Source organism: Streptomyces sp. NPDC008079, assembly GCF_042957385.1.
GTDB lineage: Bacteria > Actinomycetota > Actinomycetes > Streptomycetales > Streptomycetaceae > Actinacidiphila.
Window position 1 is genome coordinate 114,340 of sequence record NZ_JBIBIC010000003.1, and the last position, 18,115, is coordinate 132,454.

The 18,115-nt window shown below is 72.2% G+C and carries 15 protein-coding genes; 8 read left to right on the forward strand and 7 right to left on the reverse strand.

Annotated elements, in window-relative coordinates; translation table 11 throughout:
• Positions 1-60: 60 nt before the first annotated feature.
• From ACFZAM_RS09935 to ACFZAM_RS09945, 3 genes are read right to left on the reverse strand one after another with little or no spacing between them, the layout of a single operon-like run.
• The gene (locus ACFZAM_RS09935; protein ID WP_355344450.1) at positions 61-1,152 is read right to left on the reverse strand and encodes an ATP-binding protein; all 1,092 of its coding nucleotides are present in this window, start codon (positions 1,150-1,152) and stop codon (positions 61-63) included.
• Positions 1,149-1,862, reverse strand: a complete 714-nt coding sequence (locus ACFZAM_RS09940; RefSeq protein ID WP_188281597.1) for a response regulator transcription factor — start codon at positions 1,860-1,862, stop codon at positions 1,149-1,151. Before ACFZAM_RS09940 ends, ACFZAM_RS09935 begins: the two co-directional genes overlap by 4 nt.
• A gap of 60 nt (positions 1,863-1,922) precedes the next feature.
• Entirely contained in the window at positions 1,923-2,657 is a 735-nt protein-coding gene (locus tag ACFZAM_RS09945) for a spermidine synthase (protein ID WP_355344446.1), read from the reverse strand.
• A 146-nt stretch (positions 2,658-2,803) separates the two neighbouring features.
• Here ACFZAM_RS09945 and ACFZAM_RS09950 point away from each other — a divergent pair, with 146 nt between their 5' ends.
• Positions 2,804-3,754 carry a class I SAM-dependent methyltransferase gene (locus ACFZAM_RS09950; protein WP_355344443.1) on the forward strand — a complete coding sequence of 317 codons (951 nt, stop codon included), beginning with the start codon at positions 2,804-2,806 and terminating at the stop codon, positions 3,752-3,754.
• A 277-nt stretch (positions 3,755-4,031) separates the two neighbouring features.
• Entirely contained in the window at positions 4,032-6,506 is a 2,475-nt protein-coding gene (gene lon, locus ACFZAM_RS09955) for an endopeptidase La (RefSeq protein WP_355344440.1), read from the forward strand.
• A gap of 158 nt (positions 6,507-6,664) precedes the next feature.
• Here the strand turns inward: lon and ACFZAM_RS09960 are convergent, their stop codons facing one another.
• Complete coding sequence (locus tag ACFZAM_RS09960; protein WP_391044421.1) at positions 6,665-7,537, reverse strand: GH25 family lysozyme; 873 nt, start codon at positions 7,535-7,537, stop codon at positions 6,665-6,667.
• 239 nt (positions 7,538-7,776) lie between these two features.
• On the opposite strand from ACFZAM_RS09960, the gene ACFZAM_RS09965 reads away from it, so the two are divergent.
• Complete coding sequence (locus ACFZAM_RS09965) at positions 7,777-8,190, forward strand: MarR family transcriptional regulator (RefSeq protein WP_355344462.1); 414 nt, start codon at positions 7,777-7,779, stop codon at positions 8,188-8,190.
• A gap of 15 nt (positions 8,191-8,205) precedes the next feature.
• On the opposite strand, the gene ACFZAM_RS09970 is transcribed toward ACFZAM_RS09965, so the two are convergent.
• Complete coding sequence (locus ACFZAM_RS09970) at positions 8,206-8,964, reverse strand: hypothetical protein (protein WP_391044423.1); 759 nt, start codon at positions 8,962-8,964, stop codon at positions 8,206-8,208.
• 400 nt (positions 8,965-9,364) lie between these two features.
• Between ACFZAM_RS09970 and ACFZAM_RS09975 the strand changes: the two genes are divergently transcribed.
• Genes ACFZAM_RS09975 through ACFZAM_RS09995 form a run of 5 tightly spaced genes read left to right on the forward strand, consistent with a single transcriptional unit; the run spans position 9,365 to position 14,698 of the window.
• Positions 9,365-11,893 carry a nitrate- and nitrite sensing domain-containing protein gene (locus ACFZAM_RS09975; protein WP_391044426.1) on the forward strand — a complete coding sequence of 843 codons (2,529 nt, stop codon included), beginning with the start codon at positions 9,365-9,367 and terminating at the stop codon, positions 11,891-11,893.
• A 26-nt stretch (positions 11,894-11,919) separates the two neighbouring features.
• On the forward strand, positions 11,920-12,408 hold the full coding sequence (locus ACFZAM_RS09980) for a roadblock/LC7 domain-containing protein (protein WP_391044428.1): 489 nt from the start codon (positions 11,920-11,922) through the stop codon (positions 12,406-12,408).
• Entirely contained in the window at positions 12,408-12,800 is a 393-nt protein-coding gene (locus ACFZAM_RS09985) for a DUF742 domain-containing protein (protein WP_188281760.1), read from the forward strand. The genes ACFZAM_RS09980 and ACFZAM_RS09985 overlap by 1 nt, the downstream gene beginning before the upstream one ends.
• A complete protein-coding gene (locus ACFZAM_RS09990; RefSeq protein ID WP_355344424.1) occupies positions 12,781-13,389 on the forward strand; it encodes an ATP/GTP-binding protein in 609 nt (202 codons plus the stop codon). The genes ACFZAM_RS09985 and ACFZAM_RS09990 overlap by 20 nt, the downstream gene beginning before the upstream one ends.
• Before the next feature lie 52 nt (positions 13,390-13,441).
• Positions 13,442-14,698, forward strand: coding sequence for a styrene monooxygenase/indole monooxygenase family protein (locus tag ACFZAM_RS09995; RefSeq protein ID WP_355344421.1), 1,257 nt, complete (start codon positions 13,442-13,444; stop codon positions 14,696-14,698).
• A 37-nt stretch (positions 14,699-14,735) separates the two neighbouring features.
• Here ACFZAM_RS09995 and ACFZAM_RS10000 read toward each other — a convergent pair whose 3' ends face one another.
• Both ACFZAM_RS10000 and ACFZAM_RS10005 read right to left on the reverse strand, forming a co-directional pair.
• Complete coding sequence (locus ACFZAM_RS10000; protein ID WP_391044431.1) at positions 14,736-16,094, reverse strand: NlpC/P60 family protein; 1,359 nt, start codon at positions 16,092-16,094, stop codon at positions 14,736-14,738.
• Positions 16,095-16,362: 268 nt separating this feature from the next.
• On the reverse strand, positions 16,363-18,039 hold the full coding sequence (locus ACFZAM_RS10005) for a carbohydrate binding domain-containing protein (protein ID WP_355344415.1): 1,677 nt from the start codon (positions 18,037-18,039) through the stop codon (positions 16,363-16,365).
• Positions 18,040-18,115 lie beyond the last annotated feature (76 nt).

Here is an 18,115-nt window from a genome sequence, read left to right on the forward strand (position 1 = left end):
CGCGTCGGTGCGGCGGAGGGCGGCTGGGGGCGGCCGCGAGCGGCTCGCCCCAACTTTAGGTCAAGGTTGCGCCGTGGAAACACCCGGAAGGGTGACGTGGATCCGGCAGCCGCGAGGGGATTCGGCCACTTCTATCCGCCCGCCGTGCAGGTCCACCGCCCAGCGCGCGATGGCCAGACCGAGCCCCGTCCCGCCGTCGCCGCCCGGATGCGCGCCGCGGTGGAAGCGGTCGAAGACGCGGGTGCGATCGGCCTCGGGGATGCCGGGCCCCTCGTCGCGCACGTCCAGGTCGAGGCTGCCGGGCGCGCCGCCGCGCCTGGCCCGTACCGTCACCCGACCGCCCGGCGGGCTGTGCTTGACCGCGTTGTCGACCAGGTTGGCCACCACCTGGTGCAGCCGCTCGCCGTCGGCGTAGGCCGTCAGTTCCGGGGGTGACACGTCCAGGTGCAGGTGGACGTCGGCGCGCGGCCGGGAGCGGGAGCCGGTCGCGGAGGAGCCCTCCATGCCCAGGCTCGCGGTGCGCAGCACCGCCGACAGGTACGGCCACACCTCGAAGCGCTTGGCCTCCAGCCGGACCGCGCCGCTGTCCAGCCGCGAGAGGTCCAGCAGCTGGGTGACCAGCTTGCCGAGCCGTTCGGTCTGCTGGAGCGCCAGCCGCATCGTCTCGGGGTCGGCGGCCGACACCCCGTCCACCACGTTCTCCAGCACGGCCCGCAGCGCGGCGATGGGGGTGCGCAGCTCGTGCGAGACATTCGCCACGAGTTCCTTGCGGTGCCGGTCGACGGCGGCCAGGTCGGCCGCCATCTGGTTGAAGGTCTCGGCCAGCTCGCCGACCTCGTCCCTGCGCACCCGCGCCACCCGGCGGCTGTAGTCGCCGCCCGCCATCGCCTTGGCGACGGCCGTCATCTCGCGCAGCGGCGCGGTCAGGCCGTTGGCGACGATCTGGGTCAGCAGCAGCGAGGCGATGATCGAGAAGATCGTGATGACCCGCAGCTCGGTCGCCGAGTGGATGGCGACGATCACCAGCAGGGTGGTGATCAGCACCGAGATGATCACCAGGAGCTGGAGCGCGGCCTTGATGGAGCGGTACGGGTCCCAGGGCCGCAGCGCGTCCCACACGCGCCGCCACAGCCGGCGCCACCACCGGGTCATGGCGCCGGGGTCTCCAGCGCGTACCCGACGCCGTGCACGGTACGGATGCGCTCGGCGCCGATCTTGCGGCGCAGCGCCTTGACGTGGCTGTCGACGGTCCTGGTGCCCGACGCGTCGGCCCAGTCCCACACCTCGGCGAGCAACTGCTCGCGGGAGAGCACGGCGCGCGGCTGCTGCGCCAGGCAGACCAGCAGCTCGAACTCGGTCGGGGTCAGGTGGACGTCGGCGCCCCTGACCCGGACCCGGCGCTGCGCGTGGTCGATCTCCAGGTCGCCGAGCTGCATGCTGGCGCCGCGCGGGTCGTGCGCGGCGATCGAGGCCCGCTCGACCCGGCGCAGCAGGACGTGCACGCGGGCGGCCAGCTCGCGCATCGAGAACGGCTTGGTCATGTAGTCGTCGGCGCCGACGCCGAGCCCGACCAGCATGTCCGTCTCGTCGTCGCGCGCGGTGAGCATCAGCACCGGCACCGGCCGGTCGGCCTGCACCCGGCGGCAGACCTCGAGGCCGTCGTAGCCGGGCAGCATGACATCGAGAACCAGCAGGTCGGGCTGCCAGGTGTGCGCGGACTCCACCGCGGAGGGACCGTCCCCCGCCGTCCGCACCTGGAATCCCTCGGCCTGCAGCCTGGCCGCGATGGCCTCCGTGATGGTCTGGTCGTCCTCGACCACCAGCACCCGGCGCTGCGTGCCCGTCGTCTGCGCGCTGTCCAATTCCGCCCCACAAGGTCGTCCTGGTTACGGGGGAGCCTACGGGGCAGGTGGGCGCCCTGACTACGCGGCGTTGATCGCCAGGTGCACGACATCCGGAACCCCACGCGTCACTTCCACCTCCAGAGTGCGTACTCCGGAGAAGCCCGCGGCCCGCAGCGCGTCCTCGAAACCGGCCGACGGGCTCGCCGACCACACGGCAAGGACGCCGCCGGCCGTCAGCCGGTTCCGGCAGGCCGCGAGGCCCGCGGGGCCGTACAGACCGCCGTTGTCGTCGGTGACCGTCCAGTCCGGGCCGTTGTCGATGTCCAGGCAGAGCGCGTCGTACCGCTCGCCGGGCTCCGCCACGTACGCCACCAGGTCGCGCTCGACCACGGTCACCCGCGGGTCGTCCAGCGCGCCCGCGGAGAACGGCGCGAGCCGCCCGTCGCGGTGCCAGCCGACGACCGCGGACTCGCGTTCGACGACGGTGATCCGGGACCAGCCCGGCCGCGCGGCGGCGCGCGCGAGGGAGAAGCCGACGCCGAGACCGCCGATGAGCACCGAGCGGCCGGGCCGGTCCGCGCTGTCCGCCGGTTCTTCGTCCAGGTATTCCAATGCCGCGTCGACCAGAAGGCGTTCGGACCGCCCGTCGGAGGTGTCCATGAGGAAACACCCGTTCGCGATGATCTGGAGCAGGTCGCCGTGCCGTCGCAGCACCACCTCCCCGTACGGGCCTTCCTGCCGGTCGAGCACCACGGGAGCGGTGTGGTCGAAGGCGCGGGTTCCGCTGTAGGAGGATGGGTGTTGGAGGGTCATACGGCCAGTTTGGCGTATGCCGCACGAGGTCATGACCTTATGTCGGCCACCTTTCCATCGGGCGTTAACTGCTCGGTCGTGAGAACTTCATTTCCTCTGCATCGGGGCATGACCTGGGCGGCGAACCGGCGGCGTAAATTCCGCGCATGTCCTCCCTACTGAAGAATCGACTGACCAGGCGGGTGCTCGCCCCCGCTGCCGCACTGGTCGACCGTCGCGTGCAGAGCTCCGCCTCCAAGCTCCGCAAGGAGATCGAGAGCGACCGCAGGTCGCAGGTCGCCGATCTCGACTCGATGCGCAAGAAGGTCGCGGAGCTGGGCGACCAGCAGTTCGCGATCGGTCTGCTCTTCGACAAGACCGGGCGCAGCGGTCCCCGGCTGCCCACCCCGGACCGGATCGACACCCTGGTGCGGGAGATGGTCGCCGTCTCGGGCCGCGACGAGGCCGACGCGCGGCGCAATGTGACGATCGCCTTCCGCAACGTGATCGCGCTCGAAGCCCTGGCCGTCGGCCGCCTGGCCGGTTCCACCTACAACATCTGCGGCAAGCTGGCCACGGTCCCGCTGCTCGACCCGCCCAACGAGGACGTGCTGGAGATCGGCACGTTGCACGGCCTGTTCTCCGCCGCGCTGATGCGGATGCTGCACCGGGCCGGTGTCGAGGCGCGGCTGACCATCGTCGACCCGCTGGCCGGGACGCAGCTCCAGCCCGGCGCCCGGCCGGTCGGCGAGCCCACCGGCACGCCGGTGCGGATGGACGTGGTGCGCGCGAATCTGGCGCTCGGCGGCAAGGCCGGGGAGCGGGCCAGGATCGAGCAGGGCTTCTCCGGCGACCCGGACACCCAGGCCGCGGTCTCCGACCGGAAGTACGGCGTGATCATCGTCGACGGCGACCACTCGGCCGAGGGCGTCATGGCCGACCTGGAGTGGGCAGAGAAGATCGCGGCGCCCGGCGGCATCGTGGTGCTCGACGACTACGGGGACGCCGCATGGACCGGTGTCCAGGAGGCGGCGGACAAGTACCTGGAGACCGGGGAGTCCCGGTTCGAGATGCTGGGCCGGGTCTCCACCTCGGCCTTCCTGCGCGCCAGGAGCTGACCGGGGGAGCTGCGGGGGACCGCCGGGAGCGGGACCGCCGAGGTCGGGCCGCCCAGGTCGGGGATCGCCGAGGTCGGGGTCGCCCCAGGTCGGGGTCGCCCAGGTCAGGGACCGCCGAGGTCGGGGTCGCCCGGGTCGGGGATCGCCGGGAGTTGGATCGCGCAGGTCAGGACCGCCGAGGCCGGGGATCGCTGAGAGCGAACGCGCCCCGGGGAACATTCGAAGTGCCCCAGGCATTGAGTCGACATAGCTCAACTTGATTGCCGAAGGGGAGATCATGGCTTCGACGCCCACAACGCTCACTCTGCCCGTGCTGCCCCTGTCCGACGAGGTCGTCCTGCCCGGCATGGTCGTGCCGGTCGACCTGTCGGACACGGAGGCGCGGGCCGCGGTGGAAGCCGCGCACGCCGCCGCCGGATCCGGCGGCCTCGCCGGTGACAGCGGCGACAACAAGCCGAAGGTGCTGCTCGTTCCCCGCGTGGACGGGACCTACGCGGGGATCGGGGTGCTCGGCACCGTCGAGCAGGTCGGCCGGCTGTCCGACGGCGACCCCGGCGCCGTGATCCGGGGCCGCTCACGCGTGCGGATCGGGGCCGGTACGACCGGGCCCGGCGCCGCTTTGTGGGTGGAGGGCACGCCGGTGGAGGAACCGGCGCCCGCGGAGTCGCCCGGCACGGTCGCCGAGCTGATGAAGGAGTACAAGGCGCTGGCCACGAGCTGGCTGCGCAAGCGCGGCGCCTGGCAGGTGGTGGACCGGGTCCAGCAGATCGACGACCTGTCCCAGCTCGCCGACAATTCCGGCTACTCCCCTTACCTCACCACCGAGCAGCGCGTGGAGCTGCTGGAGACCCTCGACCCGATGGCCCGGCTCAAGCTGGCCGTCCAGTGGCTGCGCGACCACCTCGCCGAGCAGGACGTGGCCGAGAGCCTGCGCAAGGATGTGCAGGAGGGCATGGAGAAGCAGCAGCGCGAGTTCCTGCTGCGCCAGCAGCTCGAAGCGGTCCGCAAGGAACTGGCGGAGCTGAACGGCGACCCGGAGAACGAGAGCGAGGACTACCGCGCCCGCGTCGAGGCCGCCGAACTGCCGGAGAAGGTCCGCGAGGCCGCCCTGAAGGAGGTCGAGAAGCTGGAGCGCTCCTCGGACGCCTCCCCCGAGGGCTCCTGGATCCGCACCTGGCTGGACACCGTCCTGGAACTGCCGTGGAACACCACGACCGAGGACACCTACGACGTCCCGGGCGCCCGCGCGGTGCTGGACGCCGACCACTCGGGCCTGGACGACGTCAAGGAACGCATCACCGAGTACCTGGCGGTGCGCAAGCGGCGCGCGGACCGCGGTCTCGGTGTCGTCGGCGGCCAGGCGGACGGCGCTTCCGGCAAGAGCGGCGGCGGGCGGCGGGCGGGCGGCGCGGTGCTGGCCCTGGTCGGGCCGCCCGGAGTCGGCAAGACCTCGCTCGGCGAATCCGTCGCGCGCGCCATGGGCCGTACCTTCGTCCGGGTGTCGCTGGGCGGCGTCCGCGACGAGGCGGAGATCCGCGGCCACCGGCGTACGTACGTCGGCGCGCTGCCCGGCCGGATCGTGCGGGCCATCAAGGAGGCCGGGTCGATGAACCCGGTGGTGCTGCTCGACGAGATCGACAAGGTCGGCTCCGACTACCGGGGCGACCCGGCGGCGGCGCTGCTCGAAGTCCTCGACCCGGCGCAGAACCACACGTTCAGGGACCACTACCTGGAGGTCGAACTCGACCTGTCCGACGTGGTGTTCCTGGCGACCGCCAACGTCCTGGAGACCATCCCCGAGCCGCTGCTCGACCGGATGGAGCTGGTCAGGCTCGACGGCTACACCGAGGACGAGAAGGTCGTCATCGCCCGCGACCACCTGCTCCCGCGCCAGTTGGAGCGGGCGGGCCTGGCCGAGGACGAGGTGGCGCTGGAGGAGGAGACGCTGCGCAGGCTGGCGGGCGAGTACACCCGCGAGGCGGGCGTCCGCAATCTGGAGCGCACCGTCGCCCGGATATTGCGCAAGATCGCGGCGCGGCACGAACTGGGCGACCAGGAACTGCCGTTCACCGTCGGCCCCGACGACCTGCGGGCGCTGATCGGACGGCCGCACCACGTACCGGAGTCCGCGCAGGACCCGGAGGAGCGGCGCACGGCGGTGCCGGGCGTGGCCACCGGGCTCGCGGTGACCGGCGCGGGCGGTGACGTCCTCTACATCGAGGCGTCGCTGGCCGACCCGGAGACCGGCGGATCGGGACTCCAGCTCACCGGCCAACTGGGCGACGTCATGAAGGAGTCGGCGCAGATCGCGCTGTCCTTCCTGCGCTCGCACGGCGCGGAGCTGGAACTGCCGGTCGGCGACCTCAAGGAGCGCGGCGTCCACCTGCACGTGCCCGCGGGCGCGGTGCCGAAGGACGGGCCGAGCGCCGGTGTCACCATGACCACCGCGCTGGCGTCGCTGCTCAGCGGGCGCCGGGTCCGTACCGACGTCGCCATGACCGGCGAGGTGTCCCTGACCGGACGGGTGCTGCCGATCGGCGGCGTCAAGCAGAAGCTGCTCGCCGCGCACCGCGCCGGGATCACGACCATCGTCATCCCGAAGCGGAACGAGGCGGACCTGGACGACGTCCCGGCCGAGATCCTGTCGGCCCTCGACGTCCACCCGGTCAGCGACGTCCGCCAAGTCCTGGCGCTGGCGCTGGAGTCGGCCTCCGCCGAGGCCGCCGAGGCGGAGGTGCCGCTGGCCGCCTGACGGCCTCCGGCCGCGGGTCCGGTCGAAGGCCGCGGTCCGGCCGTGAAGGCCGTGGCCCGGCCGTGAAGGCCGTGGTCCGGTCCTGAACACGCGAGTTCCCCGCACCCTTGGGACGAGGGTGCGGGGAACTCGTGCGTGCGGGAGCCGCCGCGAAGTGACTAGCCCAGGGCGAGGGCCTGGAGACGGGACAGGTCTCCGTTGAAGCGGTCCTGGTCACCGGGGAAGGTGCCGGAATCGCCGTACTGCCAGAAGGTGTAGAAGCCGTAGCCCGCGGGCAGGGTGCCGACCGTGCTGGTGTACTTCGCGATCCAGATCGGGCTGGTGGTGGCGAAGCCGCTGTTGTTCCCGGTGCAGGTGTTCCACCAGTCGAAGGTGGTGTAGATGACCGGGTAGACACCCTCGCGCGCGTGGTACTGGTTGGCGAAGGCGTGGATCCAGCTCACCATGCTGGCCTGGCTCAGGCCGTAGCAGGTCGCGCCGTAGGGGTTGTACTCGATGTCCAGCGCGCCCGGCAGCGTCTTGCCGTCGCCGGACCAGCCGCCGCCGTGGGCGATGAAGTAGTCGGCCTGCGCGGCGCCGCCGGAGGTGTCGGGGGTGGCGAAGTGGTACGAGCCGCGGATCATGCCCACGTTGTACGACCCGTTGTACTGCTGCGTGAAGTACGGGTTGGCGTACGACGTGCTCTCGGTCGCCTTGACGTAGGCGAACTTGCCGCCGTTCGCCCACGCGGTGGCCCAGTTGACGTTCCCCTGGTAGCCGGAGACGTCCATGCCGAGCGTCTGCGTCGCCATCGGGGTGACGGTCCCGGCGGACGACGACGAGGAGGCGCTGGAGCCCTCGTGCGCCTTGATGGTGGAGCCCATCCAGTCGAGTTCGGGGTGCGTGAGGTGCCCCGTGCCGCTCGCCGCGCTGGCGGAGCCGGGCACGACGAACACCATCGCGAGCATGGTGACGAACAGACCGGCCAGCAGGCCGAGCCTCTTCCGGACCGAGCCGGGGCCGTGCACGACGGAGAGATCTCCGTGGGACATTCGTGCCTCCATGGTGGGGACTCGGCATGGCCTTGCAGTGGCCATGACAGATTTGAAGGTAGAGGCGCGACTCCGGGCGTGAAAGGGGGTCAGGAAACCGCCGATGGTCTACTCCTGCGAAATACTTGACGTGCTGCGGAAACAACCGTGAGTGAAGGAAACTTTCAGGCGTTGAAAGCGGGAACGGTGTGAACGAGGCGAGACAGGCGGCGGAAGCGGCCGGATCCGACGACAGCGACATGGACGCGCTGGAGCGCGAACTGACCGTGCTGTTCCGGCGCGCCCGCGCCACCTCGGGCGACCTCGCCCGCGCCGTCCACCCGGAACTGGAACCCGCCGCGTACGGCCTGCTGGTCCGGCTGGAGGAGACGGAACCCGAGCGCGCCACCGAACTCGCGGCGTACTTCGGGGTCGGAAAGGCCACCATGAGCCGCCAGTTGCGGGCCATGGAGGAACTGGGCCTGGTCACCCGCGAGCCCGACCCCGCCGACGGCCGCGCCTTCCTGATGCGCCTGACCGCCGAGGGCCGCGAGCGCTTCTCCCGCGTCCGCACCGCCCGCCGCGAGCGCTACCTGCGCCAGCTCATGGCCTGGGACCGCACGGACGTCGCGGAGCTGGCCCGCCTGCTCCAGCGCCTGAACAACGAGGAGTAGCGCGCCCCCGCGCGGCTACAGCTCCACCAGGACCGCTGTCGCGTCGTCGTGGCGCTTTCCGCCGGGGGACTCCTCGGCGGCCTCGCGGGCGCGCACGCGGGCGATCAGGGCCTCGGGGCCCGCCTTGCGGAGCAGGGTGAGGACATCGGACCAGGCGTCGTCGCCGAAGACCTCGACGGTACGGGCGGCGCCGTCGGTGAGCGCGGCCAGCGCGCGGACCCGGGAGCGCGGGGTGCGGCCGGTGACGGCCCGCGAGACGACCGCGGGATCGGCGGCGGCGGTGAAGAAACCGCCCTCCAGATTGCGCAGCGGCCCGACCCGTACGCCCGCGGCGCGCAGCCGGTCGATCCGGTCGTCCAGCACCGCGGTCACCTCGCCGTCCGGCGACTCCAGCAGCAGCGCCGAGTCCGACAGCACCAGGTGCTCGACGTACTCCTCGTCCCAGCGGACGGCGACCACCGTGGCCTGCGGGGTGAGTGGGTGAGAAAGATCACAGGTGTCACGGTGTGCCGCGGCCGTCCTGCCGATCGCGGCGGACAGAGCGTCGGGAAGCGTCATCTCCGGCCGGGAAACGGACAGTTCGAGCAGCGCGCCGCCGACCCGGGCGGTGAACCACGGCACCGAGTGCACGCAATCTCCGTTGTCCGGCGGCGGCGTCACCCCGTCCAGCAGGACCACGGCGCCGCCCTGCCCGGAAGCGGGCAGGGCCACGGAGACGAAGTCCTCGTTCGGACGGTCGGGGGTGCCGGGCGCGGTGGCCGTCTCGATGCGCATGGGACCAGTGTGCGGGACCCGCGGGTACGGACGGCGGCCCGCGGGTGTCCCGGCGGTGGCCGGACGGCGGCTCCCCGGCACCCCGCGCGGCGGCCCGGCGTTCGAAACCGCGCCCCCCGCGGACGGCCCCATTGGTACGGACCGGGGCGCATGGGCATATGCGCGCGGGCATCCTGCCAAAGGTCGCAGCACCGCGCCAGTGCCGTCCACGCCGGGCGAAGTGTCCCCGCGCACGCCGGACTTGTCGGTCAACTCCTCGTTGCGATTCACTCGTTCGAGTGTCCGGGGGAGCGACGCGTGGCACCTCTCCGGGCGGGGCTGCAAGGGTCGGAGGGACTTCTGCATATTCCCCGGGGACACTCCCGGGCCCGCCGGCGATACGTGATTGCGAGCACCGAAGTTGCGTGAACGACGTCAACCGCGAGAGCGGAGGGTCCGGCAGCGTCTGCTCGCCGCCCTGCTCGTCTGCGCCGTGACCGTCCTGGCCGCCGCCGCTCCAGGCGTCGCCCTCGCGGTCCGCGACCTGTCGCGGGCCCAGGACCGGGCGGACGCGGCCCAGCTCACCACCCGCGCCACCGTGCTCGCCCACTCCCTCGCCGACGAGCGCGACGACCTCGCCGCCTTCGCCGCCGACGGCCGTGACGCGGCCAACGGCGACGGCCTGCCGGAGGACAGCCGCTCCCGCGTCGACCGCCAGGTCCAGGACGTCGCCGCCGACGCCCCCGCCGGCCTGCGGACCGCGCTCGCCGCGCTGCCCCGCGTCCGGCAGGGCGCCCTCGGCGGCGACGGCGGCCCGCAGAGCGTCATCAGCGCCTACCAGCCGCTGCTCGACGCCCTCGGCAGGACCGCGGGCCCGGTCACCGCGCCGCTGACCCGCGCCGTCACCGCCGCCGCCGTCCAGCGCGGCCTGCTGGTCGCCGCGCTCACCGCGGGCGGCACCCAGCCGGAGCTGACCGCCGCGGCCCAGGTCGCCCACGTCCAGGAACAGGCCGCGCTCGCCGAATTCCGCGCCACGGCCCCCGCCGACCTGCGCGGCCAGTACGACCAGACCGTCACCGGCGCCGACACCGCGCAGGCCGACCGCGACCTCGCCCAGCTCCTCGACGGCGGGCAACTCACCCGCTCCGACCGGGCGCTGGGCGCGAAACCGGTCAACGCGGCGCTGACCGCCAGGATCGGCCTGATGCGTACGGTCGAGGCGTCCGCCGCCACCGACGAGGCCCGCGCCGCCGCCCACGACCGCGACGACGACGTCACCGCGCTGGAGCTGCGGGCCGCGCTCGCCGCGCTCTGCCTGCTGCTCGTGGTGGGCGTCCTCGTCACCGTCTTCCGCAGCCTCACCCGCCCGCTGGCCGCGCTGCACCGCTGGTCCCGCGCCGACGCCGAGAGCGGCCAGGGCGCCGAGGTGACCGGCACCGACGAATTCGCCGCCGTCGCCCGCCGGGCCAACGCGCTGACGCAGGAGGCCCAGGCACTGCGCTCGCGCTCCGCCGACCTGGCCGCCGACCGCATCCGCGCGCTCGGCGTGCACGGCGCGCTCTCCGCCGAGCGGGACACGCTGCTGCGCCGCCAGGACGAGCTGACCCGGCAGCTCGCCGCCGCCACCACGCAGGGCGCCGCGCAGCTCACCTACGTCAACCTCAGCCTGCGCACCCTCGGCCTGGTGGAGCGTCAACTCACCCTGATCGAGGGCCTGGAGGACCAGGAGCAGGAGCCGGACCGGCTGGAGACCCTGTTCAAGCTGGACCACCTCGCCACCCGCATGCGGCGCAACAGCGAGAATCTGCTGGTCCTCACCGGCACCGAGCACAGCCACGGCGCCGCCGCCCGCCCGGTCCCGCTGGTCGACGTGGCACGCGCCGCGATCTCCGAGATCGAGCGGTACGACCGGGTACGCATCCAGGCGCTCGCCGTCGCCCGGATCGCGGGTCGCGCCGCCGACGACATCAGCCACCTGCTGGCCGAACTCCTCGACAACGCCACCTCCTTCTCCGCCCCGCACGCCGAAGTGCACCTGTCCGGCTGGCTGCTGGAGAGCGGCGAGGTCATGCTGTCGGTCGAGGACGCGGGCATCGGCGTACCGCCGGAACGCCTCGGCGAGCTCAACGCGGTACTCGCCGACCCCGACCCGGCCCCGCCCGGCACGGTCTCCGGCATGGGCCTGTACGTGGTCTCCCGGCTCGCCCACCGGCACGGCGTCCGGGTGCAGTTGCGCCCGCAGAAGCTCGGCGGCACCGCCGCCGTCGTCGTGCTGCCGCGGGTCCTGCTCCCGGCCGCGCAGCCCGACGAGCAGCCCGCCACGCCGGTGGAGGCCGCGCTGGCGGGCGAGCCGATGCCCGCGGCCACGACGCCGGCCGGCGCCGGGGCCGACGCCCCGTCAGCCACGGAACCGGCCGCCGAAACCGCCTCCGCCGCACCGGAGTTCGGCCGGGCGCCCGCGCCCGCCGCCGACCCGGCCGTACCGCGCCAGACCGAGCACACCCGCCCGGCTCCCGACGGCGGGACCGCGCCAGGACAGGGCGCCTCCCGGCCCAGGCACCGTAGGGTGTCCGCAGCCGACACGCCTGCCGCGCCCGTCGGCGGCAGCCTCACCGGCAAGGGGCTGCCGCAGCGGACCCCGCGCAGCACCGGTCTGACCGGAGAGCCCGCGACGCGCGAGCCGCAGCGCGGGGGACCGGTCGACGCCGAGGCGCTGCGGCGCAAACTGGGCGGTCTGCAAAGGGGATTGCAGGCCGGACGGCGGGACGTCGAGGAGGAGATCACCAGCGGATCAGGACCGGTCGCCGGGGCAGGAGTGGTGATACCGGAGCAGGGAGCCGGAGCGGGACCGGGAGCGGTGGAGGGCACCGCGGTCACGACCACGGACGTGCGAGGGGACGACCAGGGGGACGCAGGCCCAGCCGAAACCGTTGAGGAGGCGACCCGTTGAACGCGGTCGGCACGCAAACGAAGGACTTGAGTCATGAGGCGCGCAATCTCCAGTGGCTGTTGCAGAGCTTCGTCGAGGAGGTGCACGGCGTCCGCTCGGTCGCCGTGGTCTCCTCCGACGGCCTGCTGCTGATCACCTCGCACGCCGAGGCCGACGCGTCGCCGCCCCCCGCGCCGCCGGCCGACGAGGACCCGGCGGTCCCCGCCCCGCGGAAGAACCCCGCGGGGGACCGCGGCGACCTCGCCGCCGTCGTGTCGGGCCTGGCCTCCCTCACCGTCGGCGCGGCGAAGCTGATGGACGGCGGCAAGGTCCGGCAGACCACCGTCGCGATGAGCGACGGCGCGTTGTTCGTCATGTCGATCAGCGACGGCTCGCTGCTGGGCGTGCACGCGGGCGCCGACTGCGACATGAGCGTCATCGCCTACCACATGGCCCTGTTCGTCGGACGGGCCGGACACGTCCTGACCCCCGCACTGCGCAGTGAGCTGCGCCACGCCATGGAGAGTGCCCGCTGATGCCGTCGCTGCCCCAACGCGGAGCCGACCGGCGCACCGCGCGCGTACGCCCGTACGCTTTGACCGGCGGTCGCACGCGGTTCGGCCATGTGCTCATGGTCGAGACGTTCGTGGCCACCGTTGACGGTCCGGGCGAACAACTCGCCCTCACCAGGGGCGACTGGGCCGAGCGCGTGATGCCCGAGCTGCGGGCGATCGTCGAACTGTGCCGCAGAATGCGGTCGGTGGCCGAGATCTCCGCACTCCTGCGGATGCCGCTCGGCGTCGTCCGTGTCCTGATCAGTGACCTGGCGGACCAGGGAAGGATCCGCGTGTACGGAACCGGGCACGGGCCCGGCAGCCCCGACCGCGCGCTGCTCGAAAGGGTGCTCAGTGGACTTCGCAGGCTCTGACCAGCAGGACGGCCTGCAAGAGTGGCAGAAGGAACGCGGCAGGGCGCCGGTCTCCACGAAGATCGTGGTGGCGGGCGGCTTCGGCGTGGGCAAGACCACCTTCGTCGGCGCCGTCTCCGAGATCGCACCGCTCACCACCGAGGCGGTGATGACCCAGGCCAGCGAGGCCGTCGACGACCTCGCCGCCACTCCCGACAAGACCACCACCACGGTGGCCATGGACTTCGGCCGGATCACCCTGGACCAGGACCTGGTGCTGTACGTCTTCGGCACGCCGGGACAGCAGCGCTTCTGGTTCATGTGGGACGACCTCGTGCGCGGCGCGATAGGCGCGGTCGTGCTCGCCGACACCCGCCGACTGGCCGACTGCTTCCCGGCGTTGGACTACTTCGAGGGCACCGGTCTGCCCTACACGGTCGCCGTCAACCAGTTCGAGGGCACGGCGCAGTACACCCCGGACGACGTCCGTGAGGCACTGGCCGTACCCGCCCACATCCCCGTATTGGTGATCGACGCTCGCAAGCGGTATTCAGTGGTGGAGGCGCTGCTGGCGCTGGTCGGGCACGCGCTGTCCGAACAGCCCATGTAGTGGCCGCGGTTGCCGCCGCCTTACGAAGTCCATCGACCTGAAGCGAGCCGTTGTGCGCAAGATACTCATCGTCGGAGCCGGGCAGGCCGGGCTCCAACTCGCCCTGGGCCTCCAGTCCCAGGGCTATGACGTCACCGTGATGTCCAACCGGACCGCCGACGAGATACGCGGCGGCCGGGTGATGTCCACCCAGTGCATGTTCGCCACCGCGCTCCAGCACGAACGCGACCTCGGGCTGAACTTCTGGGAGGACCAGGCGCCGCGCATCGAGGGAGTGGGTGTCTCCGTCTCCGCGCCCGACGCCTCACGGCCGATCGACTGGGTGGGCAGGCTGCGCGGTCACGCGCAGTCCGTCGACCAGCGGGTGAAGATGGCCGGCTGGATGGAGACCTTCGCCGAGCGCGGCGGCAAGCTCGTCATCCACGGTGTGGCCGTATCGGATCTGGACTACTTCTCCCGCGCCTACGACCTGGTGCTGGTGGCCGCGGGCAAGGGCGAGATCGTCTCCATGTTCCGCCGGGACGCCGCCCGTTCGCCCTACGACGCCCCCCAGCGGGCGCTCGCGGTGTCGTATGTGCACGGACTCGGGCCGCGCCCCGAGCACCCCGACTTCTTCGCGGTGCGCTGCAATCTGGTGCCGGGCGTCGGCGAGTTGTTCGTGATGCCGACGCTGACCACCTCGGGCCCGGCCGACATACTCTTCTGGGAGGGCGTGCCCGGCGGCCCGGTCGACGTCTTCCAGGGCGTCAAGGACCCCGCGGAGCAGCTCCGCCTCACACTTGACCTGATGCGCCGCTTCACGCCGTGGGAGTACGACCGGGCGGGCTCGGTCGAGCTGACCGACGCGGGCGGCACGCTCGCCGGGCGGTACGCGCCGACCGTGCGCGAGCCGGTCGGTGAACTGCCCTCGGGCGGGCTGGTTCTGGGCGTCGCGGACGTCGTGGTGGCCAACGACCCGATCACCGGCCAGGGTTCCAACAACGCCGCCAAGTGTGCGGCCTCGTACCTGGCGAGCATCGTCGAGCGCGGCGAGCTGCCCTTCGACCGCGCGTGGATGCAGAGCGCCTTCGACCGCTACTGGAACCACGCGGCGCCGGTCACCAAGTGGACCAACGCGATGCTCGCGCCGCCGCCGGAGCACGTCCTCGGCCTGATCGGCGCGGCGGGCGGGCTCCAGCCGGTCGCCGACCGCTTCGCCAACGGCTTCGACGACCCGGCCGACTACGAGGAGTGGTTCTTCGACCCGGAGCGGGCCGGGGCGTATCTCGCCGAGGCGCAGGCCGCGGCGGGCGCCGGGCCCTCCGCCTAGGCGTCGGACCCGGCTCCCATGATCCGCCGGACAGGCCCTAGCTCGCGCCCCCGCTCTCGGTGGCGGAGGGCGTGGGCGTCGGGCCGCCGGACGGGGTGTCCGAGGGCGTCGGCGTCGGGGTGATCCTCGGCGGCGGCGTGCTCTCGCCCGGGGTCGGCCGGGTGACGGGACCCGTGGAGTGCGGCGGCGGCGTGGCCGGCGCGGTGCCGGTCGACCCGCCGGAGGTCCTGGGCTTGGGCGCCGGGGGCGTCACCTGCGGGCTGAACGGCGTCGGCTGCTCGGCCTGCTTGGGGATCTTCGGCAGGGTGTAGTCCCCGGCCGGGGCGCTGCCGAGGTCCGGGCGGACGGCGCCCAGTATCGGGTTGGCGGCGATCGGCGAGACCTTCACCACCGAGCCGGGGCGCGGCGCCTGGACCACCAGGCCGTCGCCGATGTAGATCGCCACATGGGTGGCGCCGGAGAAGTAGATCACCAGGTCGCCGGGGCGCAGCAGTTCGAGCGGCACGTGCGGGAGCCGCGCCCACTGCTCCTGGCTGGTGCGCGGGATGGTCACCCCGGCGTGCGACCACGCCTGCGAGGTCAGCCCCGAGCAGTCGAAGGAGTCCGGACCCTGCGCGCCCCACACATACGGCTTGCCGAGCTGCATGAAGGCGTAGCTGATGGCCCGCTTCCCCGCGTCGGACGGCAGGCGGCTGTCGGCGTCGGAACCCAGCGCCTTGGAGTCGAGGAACTCCTGCTGCGCCTTGTTGACGCCCTTTTCCTCCAGCGACTGCAATTCGCTGATCTGCACGCCGGTGAGCCCGGCCAGTATCGACTCGACCTCCTGGAGGCGCTTTTCCACCGTGTTCTTCTGCGCCTGCTGGACGGCCAGCGCGGACTGCGCCTTGTCCAGCGCCTGCTGCGCCTGGGTGTTCAGCTCGTTCAGCCGCTGCTCGCCGCTGGTCAGCTCGGCCAGCACGTCCTGCTGGTGATCGGCGGCCCGGTCCAGGACGTGCCGCTGCCCGAAGAAGTCCTGCGGGGTCTGGCCGGTCAGCATCGACAGGTACGGCGACACGCTGCCGTCCTTGTACATCTGGCGGGCCATCAGACCCACCTCGTCGCGCTTGTCCGCGACCGAGACCCGCTGGTCGGCGAGTTGTGCGTCGACCTGGTCGGCCTGGGCGCGCTGCCGGTCGGCGGTCTCCTTGGCCTTGTTGAACGACTCGGTCGCCGTCTCCGTCTGCGCGTAGAGGGTCTGGAGCCTGGTCAGCAGATCGGGCAGCGAGACCTCCGCCGCGGGCGGTGGGTCGTAGGGCCGCGCCGCCGCCTGCTGGGCCGGCAGGGCGAGTGCCGCGGCGGCGAGCAGAGTGCCGCAGACCGCGGCCGAACGCAGCCACCTCCTGGTACCTCGGGCCACTGACTACCCCTCATCTCCCGTAACCGGTCGGTAACACGCTACGCGATCCGCATCCTGCCACGAATTGTCATATGTTCGACAGAGGGAATAGGCGATTCCGCGCAACCCGGTCACTCTCACAGGTGATCTTCGCCGTGCGATCACCTTCCGGACATAAAAAGCGTACGGCCCGGTCACCGCCCTCGGCGGCCGGGCCGTACGCGTTTCAGGAGCCGTCACCGGCTCGGTCGAAGGCAGCCGACGGATCGGCGGGGGATCTGCGGGCGGTTCAGCCGAAGTAGCTGGTGAAGTTCTTCTGGAATTCCCAGTTGCTGAACTTGTCCCAGTTCACCGACCACGTCATCAGACCGCGCAGCGCGGGCCAGGTGCCGTGGGTGGTGTAGCCGCCGCAGTTGGTCTTCTTGGTCAGGCAGTCGAGCGCCTGGTCGACGGCGGCCGGGGCGGTGTAGCCGTTGCCCGCGTTGACCGAGGCGGGCAGGCCGATCGCGACCTGCGAGGGGGCGAGCGCCGGGAACATGTTGGCGGTGTTGCCCGCCACCGGGAAGCCGGTGAGGAGCATGTCGGTCATCGCGATGTGGAAGTCCGCGCCGCCCATGGAGTGGTACTGGTTGTCCAGGCCCATGATCGAGCCGGAGTTGTAGTCCTGGACGTGCAGCAGCGTCAGGTCGTTGCGCATCGCGTAGATCACCGGCAGGTACGCGCCGCAGCGCGGGTCCTGGCCGCCCCACGGGCCCGAGCCGTAGTACTGGTAGCCCATCTGGACGAAGAACGTCTCGGGCGCCATCGTCAGCACGAAGCCGCTGCCGTACTTGGCCTTGAGCGTCTTCAGCGCCGAGATCAGGTTGACGATCACCGGGGTGGTCGGGTTCTTGAAGTCGGTGTCACCGGTGTTCAGGGACAGCGAGTGGCCCTCGAAGTCGATGTCGATGCCGTTCAGGCCCCAGGTGTCGATGATGCCGCTCACCGAGGAGACGAAGGCGTCGCGGGCGGCCGTCGTGGTGAGCTGCACCTCGCCGTTCGCGCCGCCGATGGACAGCAGCACCTTCTTGCCCTTGGCCTGCTTGGCCTTGATCGCGGCCTTGAAGTCCGCGTCGGACTCCACTCCCGGGCACTCGCTGGCCGAGCAGCGGGTGAAGTGGATGCTGCCCGAGGTCGGCGAGCTGGTCTCGCCGAACGCCAGGTCGATGATGTTCCAACTGTCCGGCACGTCCGCCAGCTTGGTGTAGCCGGAGCCGTTGGCGAACGTCTCGTGCAGATAGCCGACCAGCGCGTGGGTGGGCAGTCCGCCGGAGGGCGGGGGCGAGGTCGGGGGAGTGGTCGGCGGCGTCGTGGGAGGCGTCGTCGGCGGGGTGGTGGGGGGAGTGGTCGGGGGCGTCGTCGGCGGGGTCGTGGGCGGGGTGGTCGGGGGCGTCGTGGGCGGCGTGGTCGTGCCGCTGCCGGGGCCCTGGAGCGAGACGTCGTCGGCGAGGTACGCGGGCTGGCCGTACCAGCCGTGCACGTAGACCGCCGCGCTGGTCTGGCTCGCGCCGGTGGTGAAGGACACGCTCAGCGCCGCGTAGCCGCTGCCCGTGCCGGGCGTCCACGTACTGGTGCCGCCGTCCACGCCGAGGTAGACGTACGCGCCCTTGACCTGGGCGGTCAGGGTGTACGTGGTGTTCGGCGCGACGGACACGTTCTGCTTGCACTGCGCGGTGCCGCTCGCGCTCGGGGTGCCCTGGAGGGCGTAAGTGCCGCTGTGCGCCTGGCCGCTGACGACGGCGGCGGTGCCCGCGTCGCAGCTCCAGCCGGACAGGCCGCCGGTCTCGAAGCCGCCGTTGGTCAGGAACTCGCCCGCGCTGGCGGACGGGGCGAGCGCCACGAGCCCGCCGAGCGCGACGGCGCCCGCGAGGGTGGCGGAGGCGGCGATGAAGGTTCTGCGTCTGTTGCGCGGTGCGGTGGAGAGCATGGGGGGATGCTCCTTCGGTGAGGACGGCGCATGTCACCGCGCAGCAAACAGGTCCAGACCAATGCGTGTCAATGGT

What these genes read in the sequence shown, in the direction of transcription:
- ACFZAM_RS09985 (WP_188281760.1), top strand. Translation starts at nt 12,408, where the DNA reads ATGCCGTCGCTGCCCCAACGCGGAGCCGACCGGCGCACCGCGCGCGTA.
- ACFZAM_RS09935 (WP_355344450.1), bottom strand. Translation starts at nt 1,152, where the DNA reads ATGACCCGGTGGTGGCGCCGGCTGTGGCGGCGCGTGTGGGACGCGCTG.
- ACFZAM_RS09945 (WP_355344446.1), bottom strand. Translation starts at nt 2,657, where the DNA reads ATGACCCTCCAACACCCATCCTCCTACAGCGGAACCCGCGCCTTCGAC.
- ACFZAM_RS09965 (WP_355344462.1), top strand. Translation starts at nt 7,777, where the DNA reads ATGGACGCGCTGGAGCGCGAACTGACCGTGCTGTTCCGGCGCGCCCGC.
- ACFZAM_RS09970 (WP_391044423.1), bottom strand. Translation starts at nt 8,964, where the DNA reads ATGCGCATCGAGACGGCCACCGCGCCCGGCACCCCCGACCGTCCGAAC.
- ACFZAM_RS10005 (WP_355344415.1), bottom strand. Translation starts at nt 18,039, where the DNA reads ATGCTCTCCACCGCACCGCGCAACAGACGCAGAACCTTCATCGCCGCC.
- ACFZAM_RS09960 (WP_391044421.1), bottom strand. Translation starts at nt 7,537, where the DNA reads ATGTCCCACGGAGATCTCTCCGTCGTGCACGGCCCCGGCTCGGTCCGG.
- ACFZAM_RS09950 (WP_355344443.1), top strand. Translation starts at nt 2,804, where the DNA reads ATGTCCTCCCTACTGAAGAATCGACTGACCAGGCGGGTGCTCGCCCCC.
- lon (WP_355344440.1), top strand. Translation starts at nt 4,032, where the DNA reads ATGGCTTCGACGCCCACAACGCTCACTCTGCCCGTGCTGCCCCTGTCC.